The 5,258-nt window shown below is 65.5% G+C and carries 7 protein-coding genes; 3 read left to right on the forward strand and 4 right to left on the reverse strand.

Annotation, left to right across the window (positions count from 1 at the left end):
• Both P4U43_RS17515 and P4U43_RS17520 read right to left on the reverse strand, forming a co-directional pair.
• Positions 1–1,023, reverse strand: a 1,023-nt coding sequence (locus tag P4U43_RS17515; protein ID WP_277359881.1) for a baeRF2 domain-containing protein, incomplete at its 3' end; no start/stop codon positions are given.
• Positions 1,020–1,232, reverse strand: a complete 213-nt coding sequence (locus tag P4U43_RS17520; RefSeq protein WP_277359882.1) for a hypothetical protein — start codon at positions 1,230–1,232, stop codon at positions 1,020–1,022. The genes P4U43_RS17515 and P4U43_RS17520, both read right to left, overlap by 4 nt.
• Before the next feature lie 133 nt (positions 1,233–1,365).
• Here P4U43_RS17520 and P4U43_RS17525 point away from each other — a divergent pair, with 133 nt between their 5' ends.
• The 3 genes from P4U43_RS17525 (at position 1,366) to P4U43_RS17535 (ending at position 3,839) form a co-directional block, all read left to right on the forward strand.
• Complete coding sequence (locus P4U43_RS17525) at positions 1,366–2,259, forward strand: phosphoribosyltransferase (protein WP_277359883.1); 894 nt, start codon at positions 1,366–1,368, stop codon at positions 2,257–2,259.
• Positions 2,260–2,262: 3 nt separating this feature from the next.
• Entirely contained in the window at positions 2,263–3,078 is an 816-nt protein-coding gene (locus tag P4U43_RS17530) for an MBL fold metallo-hydrolase (RefSeq protein WP_277359884.1), read from the forward strand.
• Between the two features lie 110 nt (positions 3,079–3,188).
• Positions 3,189–3,839, forward strand: a complete 651-nt coding sequence (locus P4U43_RS17535; protein WP_277359885.1) for an alpha-ketoglutarate-dependent dioxygenase AlkB family protein — start codon at positions 3,189–3,191, stop codon at positions 3,837–3,839.
• A 193-nt stretch (positions 3,840–4,032) separates the two neighbouring features.
• On the opposite strand, the gene P4U43_RS17540 is transcribed toward P4U43_RS17535, so the two are convergent.
• Both P4U43_RS17540 and P4U43_RS17545 read right to left on the reverse strand, forming a co-directional pair.
• Entirely contained in the window at positions 4,033–4,569 is a 537-nt protein-coding gene (locus tag P4U43_RS17540) for a mycothiol transferase (RefSeq protein WP_277359886.1), read from the reverse strand.
• A gap of 130 nt (positions 4,570–4,699) precedes the next feature.
• On the reverse strand, positions 4,700–5,258 hold a 559-nt coding region (locus tag P4U43_RS17545), incomplete at its 5' end, for a sugar phosphate isomerase/epimerase family protein (protein ID WP_277359887.1).

A 5,258-nucleotide genomic window follows, 5' to 3' on the forward strand; every position in this document is an offset into this window, starting at 1 on the left:
ACGCAACAACGTCGACGGCGCCGGCACCTCACCCAGCACGGGGGCGCCAGCGGTTTCGCCGTCGATCTCGGCGGTCCACGGCTCCGAGCCCAGGGCCAGCAGCCGGTGACCGTTGAGGCCCTGGCTTTCCAGGAGGAGAGTGTCGACCTGCGCCTGCTGCAGCGCATGCACCACCGAGCCGATGCCTTCGGTTGACTCCGGGTTTGCGCGTCCCTTCTGGTTGTTCAGCCGTTCCAGCAGCTGCGCCTGCCGGCGCGCAATGCATTCCGCTACCCGTTTGTTGATCTCCTGTGCATACGCTTCCTTGTCCGCTCCCTCCGTACGGCTATGGCTTTCGACGACGGTGAGGATGTCCTTGGACTGCTCGCTGAGCTGTTCTGCCACGAGGTTGCGGGCACGGATGTCCCCTGCGACAACCAGAAGCCTGGCGCGGCAGCTGCGGACAACCTTGTCGATTTCCCCGGAGATGTCAGCAGCATTCGCCTTCCAGATGTTCTCGGTGCGGTGCTGGTAGCGGCCCTGCGACCAACCGCCGCTCGGAACCTTTTTGAGGTTCTCCGTGTCTCCCTCGATGTGGGTGATGCTGTCATCCTGCAGTCCGTTTGCGCGGCGCAGGTGGATCTCACCGCCGTCGCGCCCCACTTCAGCCACAACGTAAGCGAAGTCGTCCGGACGGTGCCACAGCAGCGGGCACAGGTTCGGCACCTCGTTGACCGAAGTAAACTCCGGCAGGGCGAGAGGCCCGGGCAGGAACTCATCCAGTTCCACCGAACCATTCGCCACCACGATCAGCCGCGCCACGGGATCCGGCAGGCCCTTCGCGGACCGGCGGAGCGCCTCCGCGACGGCCTTGCGGTCATCCTTGGTGGCCCCTGCCTCCTCAAGTGCCGAGGCGATGTTTTCGGGCCGGACGTCGTCGGCATGAAGCGAATCGACATTCCCGGTGCTCGCATCCGTGTAGATGGTTACCCAGGGCCCGGGCTTCCGATAGACATCTGCAAGCGTGTGCAGGGTATTGGTCACTGCGCCTCCTCATCAGCGTTGCGGTCATCATCCTGCGAAACATAGACGGGCTGATCGTCCGCCTCGGTGCTGTCGCTGTCATCCACGGTTTCGGTTTCCCGCCAGTCCTCTGCCCTGGTTGGGTGGTTGCCCTGCACCAAACCCTGGGTTTCGTGCTTCATCTGGTCGTCCACCTGCGGACCGTGGGTTGTGTTTCCCCGCTCTGCCATGACGTACCTCTCTCCTGTTATTTCTCCTGCTATTCCTGCTCTTCGGTTTCGTCTGACTTGGATTGCTAAGGCTACTGCCGGTTTATCATCCTCTAAGCTCGAATGAAAGACCCCCTCACGACCGGCGCCCACGATGAAGCAAGCTCACGAGGAACCACACCGATACGCCGACCGCGCGGATGCGGGCCGGCAACTCGCGATCGCGGTGCACCCAATCGCGGCACAGCTGAACCCTGTTGTTCTGGCGCTTCCACGCGGCGGTGTCCCGGTGGCCGTGTGTGTGGCAGAGGCGCTTGGCGCGCCCCTCGACGTCGTGATGGTGCGCAAGGTGGGCGTCCCTGAATGTCCTGAACTGGCAATGGGCGCGGTGGCCTCGATTGGCGGCGCCATGGAAACCGTCCGTAATGCGAAGGTTCTGGCCGATGTCAGGAATGCCGACGCGGTATTCGCGCGGGTTGCAGAGCGTGAGCAGGAAGAACTCGTGCGTCGCGAACGGCTGTACCGGGAGGGGCTAGGCCCGTTGGAGGTCAGCGGGGCAACGGTGGTGATCATTGACGACGGCGTTGCCACCGGAGCCACGATGCTCGCCGCGGTTGCGGCGCTCCGGAAAGCCGGAGCCGGCCGGATTATCGCCGCTGCACCCGTCTTCCTTGGCCCCGCTGCGGGAACAGTTCAGGCGTCGGTTGACGAGCTGGTGAACCTCTGGTCTGCGCGCGATCTGCCCGCCGTCGGCAGCGCCTACCGCAGCTTCGATCAGGTTCCGGACGCGGAGGTTCGGCGGTTGTTGCGGGACGTGCGCGGGCGTAGTTTGGGAACCATGACCGATTACTCAGATCTCCCCGAGTCCTACCGCGCGTACCTCGCAGGACTCGACGACAGCACGGCCGCTGCGCTCATGCCCGTCCTCAAGCAGTCCGTGGCCGGAGGCGAGCACGGTGTCCTGATCACTACCGGCCTCGGCCCTGACACACAGGCCGAGGTCTCCTCCGAAGTGCCGTTCGGCGAGGTACGCGAGACAGTCCGGTAGCCAGTGTTCTCAGACGACGGCGGGCCCACCTCCAGCACGCTGACCTCCAGCGGACCGCTTAGCCGGTATCGGCTCGCGCCGAACCCCGGGCCGATGAGCCTGGACGGCACCAACTCCTACGTCCTTTCGGCGCCGGATTCGCGAGGGGTGGTCGTGGTTGATCCCGGCCCGCTGGACGAGGCGCACCTTGCCGCGCTGCATTCCTGCGGGCCGGTGGAGCTGGTGCTCATCACCCACCATCACCGGGATCACACGGAGGCCAGCGCCCGGTTTCATGAGCTGACCGCGGCGCCGGTTCGCGCCTTCGATTCTGCCCACTGTCACGGCGGAAACTCACTGGCTGACGGCGAGGTTCTTTCCGCTGCCGGGGTGCGGATCAACGTCCTCGCGACTCCCGGGCACACCGCGGATTCGGGGTGCTTCCACCTGCCCGACGACGGCCCCAACGGCTCCGTCCTCACGGGAGACACTATCCTCGGCCGCGGTACCACCGTGCTGAGCTACCCCGACGGCACGCTTGGTGACTACCTCCGGTCCCTGGACGTGCTTGAGTCTTTGGGCGCTCCCGCAGTCCTGCCGGCGCACGGACCGACGCTCCCGAACCTAGGAGAAGTTATCCGCGCGTACCGGATGCATCGTTTGGAGCGGCTTGATCAGGTGCGCGCTGCGCTCCTGACCCTTGGCCTCTCAGTTGAGAGTGCCGACGTCGGCTCCGTCACCGACCGGGTGTACGCCGAGGTTGACCCTTCGGTGCGCCGCGCAGCGGAGCAGTCGGTTGCTGCGCAGCTGCACTACCTGCGTGAGGAGCGTTCCTCCTGACCTGGCGGAACGACGAGCCTCTCTGTTGGGCATGACTTCTCGTCCTGGCGTGCCGGTGGAAGCGAGCGTATCCCCCGCCGCTCGGGCACACAATGGACCAGAATGTTCCCATGGCCACTCTCCTGCCGCGTGATCCCGCCGTCGTTGCTCCCGGTGCCGTGCACGTCCCGGACTGGCTGAGCCTGGACCGACAGCGGGAGCTTGTGACGGCATGCCGCGACTGGGCTGCAGGGCCGGTACCGATGCGGCATACGCGCATGCCCAACGGATCCCGGATGTCGGTTCAGACGGTCTGCCTTGGCTGGCACTGGGTTCCTTACCGGTACACCAAAACAGCCGACGACGTCGGCGGCGGCCCTGTTGCTCCGTTTCCTTCCTGGTTGGCTGGGTTGGGGCGGGACGCCGTCGAAGCGGCGTACGGTTCCCGCGATGATGCCTACAACCCCGACGCCGCCCTGATCAACTTCTACGATTCCGCGGCGAAAATGGGCATGCACCAGGACAAGGAGGAGAAGTCCCTTAATCCTGTGGTCTCACTGAGCATCGGGGACAGCTGTGTCTTCCGGTTCGGTAACACCGAGAACCGGAACAAGCCGTGGACCGACGTGCGGCTGGAGTCGGGTGACCTGTTTGTGTTTGGCGGCGAGTCGCGGCTGGCGTACCACGGCGTGATGAAGACGTTTCCGGGAACGGCCGACCCGATACTGGGTCTCGACGGCCGGCTGAACATCACGCTGCGGGTGACGGGTCTGGCCCCGTGACACTGCTGGTTCCATGACGCTGCTCGCGACGTTGCTGCTGGTTACCCCCACCGGCTGAGCTGACCGGAGCTGAACGCAAAAGTGCCGGGGAACTGCAGAAACGTGGGGACGACCCTACGTTTCTGCACCTTCCCGGCACTTTTGCACCGGTTGAGCGGCTGAAGGGCTGGAGCGACTGGAGCGGCTGGAGGGACTAGGACTGACCAGTTTGGGCAAGCAAGCCGCGCAGGAACGCCGCCTGGCCCGCGTGCTGCAGGCAGTCCTCGATGACGCTGACCAGCCGCACTCGAAGGGTGACCGGTGGGTCCCACGAAGTGTCGATGATGCGGTCGAGATCCGTCTCGCTCAATCCCTCGACGAACTTCATGCTGCGAACGTGTACCGCCCGGTGGTACTCGACGAGCAGCTCCGCGGAGTCAACACGGACCTTGTCCACGTCATCGGACGTGTGCCCGTAGCCGGTGTCCTCCCGCGGCAGGTTGAGACCGAACTTCTCCGCCCAGCCGTCGGCGAGCCACAATTCGTCGCGATCAGCGGCGTCGGCCAGGTGGTTGTCCTGCACCCGGGTGAGGTGCCAGATCAGCCAGGCGACGCTGTTCCCGGGCGAGCCCGAACTGTCGCCAAGCGTTGGGCGGTAGGCCAGTTGTCCGGCGTCGAGCCCGTCCACCGCCCGGGACACCGCGTCAGGGATTCGCCCGAAGGCCTCACCCAGCACGTCGCTTCCACTCATACGCCCAGCCTAGTGACACACAGAAGCGCCGGAAAGGTGCAGGAACGTGGTGACGACACCACGATCCTGCACGTTACCGGCGCTTTTGCCCCATTGAGGCCGACAACCCGCCCCAGCGAGGCCGTTCAGCCTAGAGGTAGGGCTCCACCAGGGACTCGTACCGGGCCTTCACCGTCGCCAGCACTGAAGCGGCCGGCGCATCCCAGATCTCCCGGTTGAAGATCTCCACCTCAACAGGCCCTGCATACCCGGTCGCGGCAACCCAGCGGGTGATCGTCTCGAAGTCGATGTAGCCGTCCCCCATGTACCCGCGGGAAAGCAGCGCATCAGCTGCGATGGGCAGGTTCGAGTCGCACACCTGGTACGACGCAAGACGTCCCTCGGCCCCGGCACGCTGGATCGAGGACTCGAGCGCCGGATCCCACCACACATGGAAAGTATCCACGACCACGCCGACAGTCTCCGCCGGGAACGGGGCTGCCAGATTCAGCGCCTGGCCTAACGTCGAGAGCACCGCGCGGTCCGCCGCATACATCGGGTGCAGCGGCTCGAGAACCAGGCGGACGTCGTGCTCCTGCGCCACCGGAACCAGTTCCGAAATCCGGTCCGCAACCCGCTGACGCGCCGCGGCGACATCCTTTGCGCCGGGAGAGGCCGGGTCGACGGCGGTGCCTCCGATGAGCCCGGCA

Origin of the sequence: Arthrobacter vasquezii (genome assembly GCF_029455255.1) — a bacterium.
In the GTDB taxonomy this organism is placed as follows: Bacteria; Actinomycetota; Actinomycetes; order Actinomycetales; family Micrococcaceae; genus Arthrobacter_D; species Arthrobacter_D parietis.

Coding starts and splice junctions, on each gene's coding strand:
- P4U43_RS17520 (WP_277359882.1), bottom strand. CDS start 1,232: ATGGCAGAGCGGGGAAACACAACCCACGGTCCGCAGGTGGACGACCAG.
- P4U43_RS17525 (WP_277359883.1), top strand. CDS start 1,366: ATGAAGCAAGCTCACGAGGAACCACACCGATACGCCGACCGCGCGGAT.
- P4U43_RS17535 (WP_277359885.1), top strand. CDS start 3,189: ATGGCCACTCTCCTGCCGCGTGATCCCGCCGTCGTTGCTCCCGGTGCC.
- P4U43_RS17540 (WP_277359886.1), bottom strand. CDS start 4,569: ATGAGTGGAAGCGACGTGCTGGGTGAGGCCTTCGGGCGAATCCCTGAC.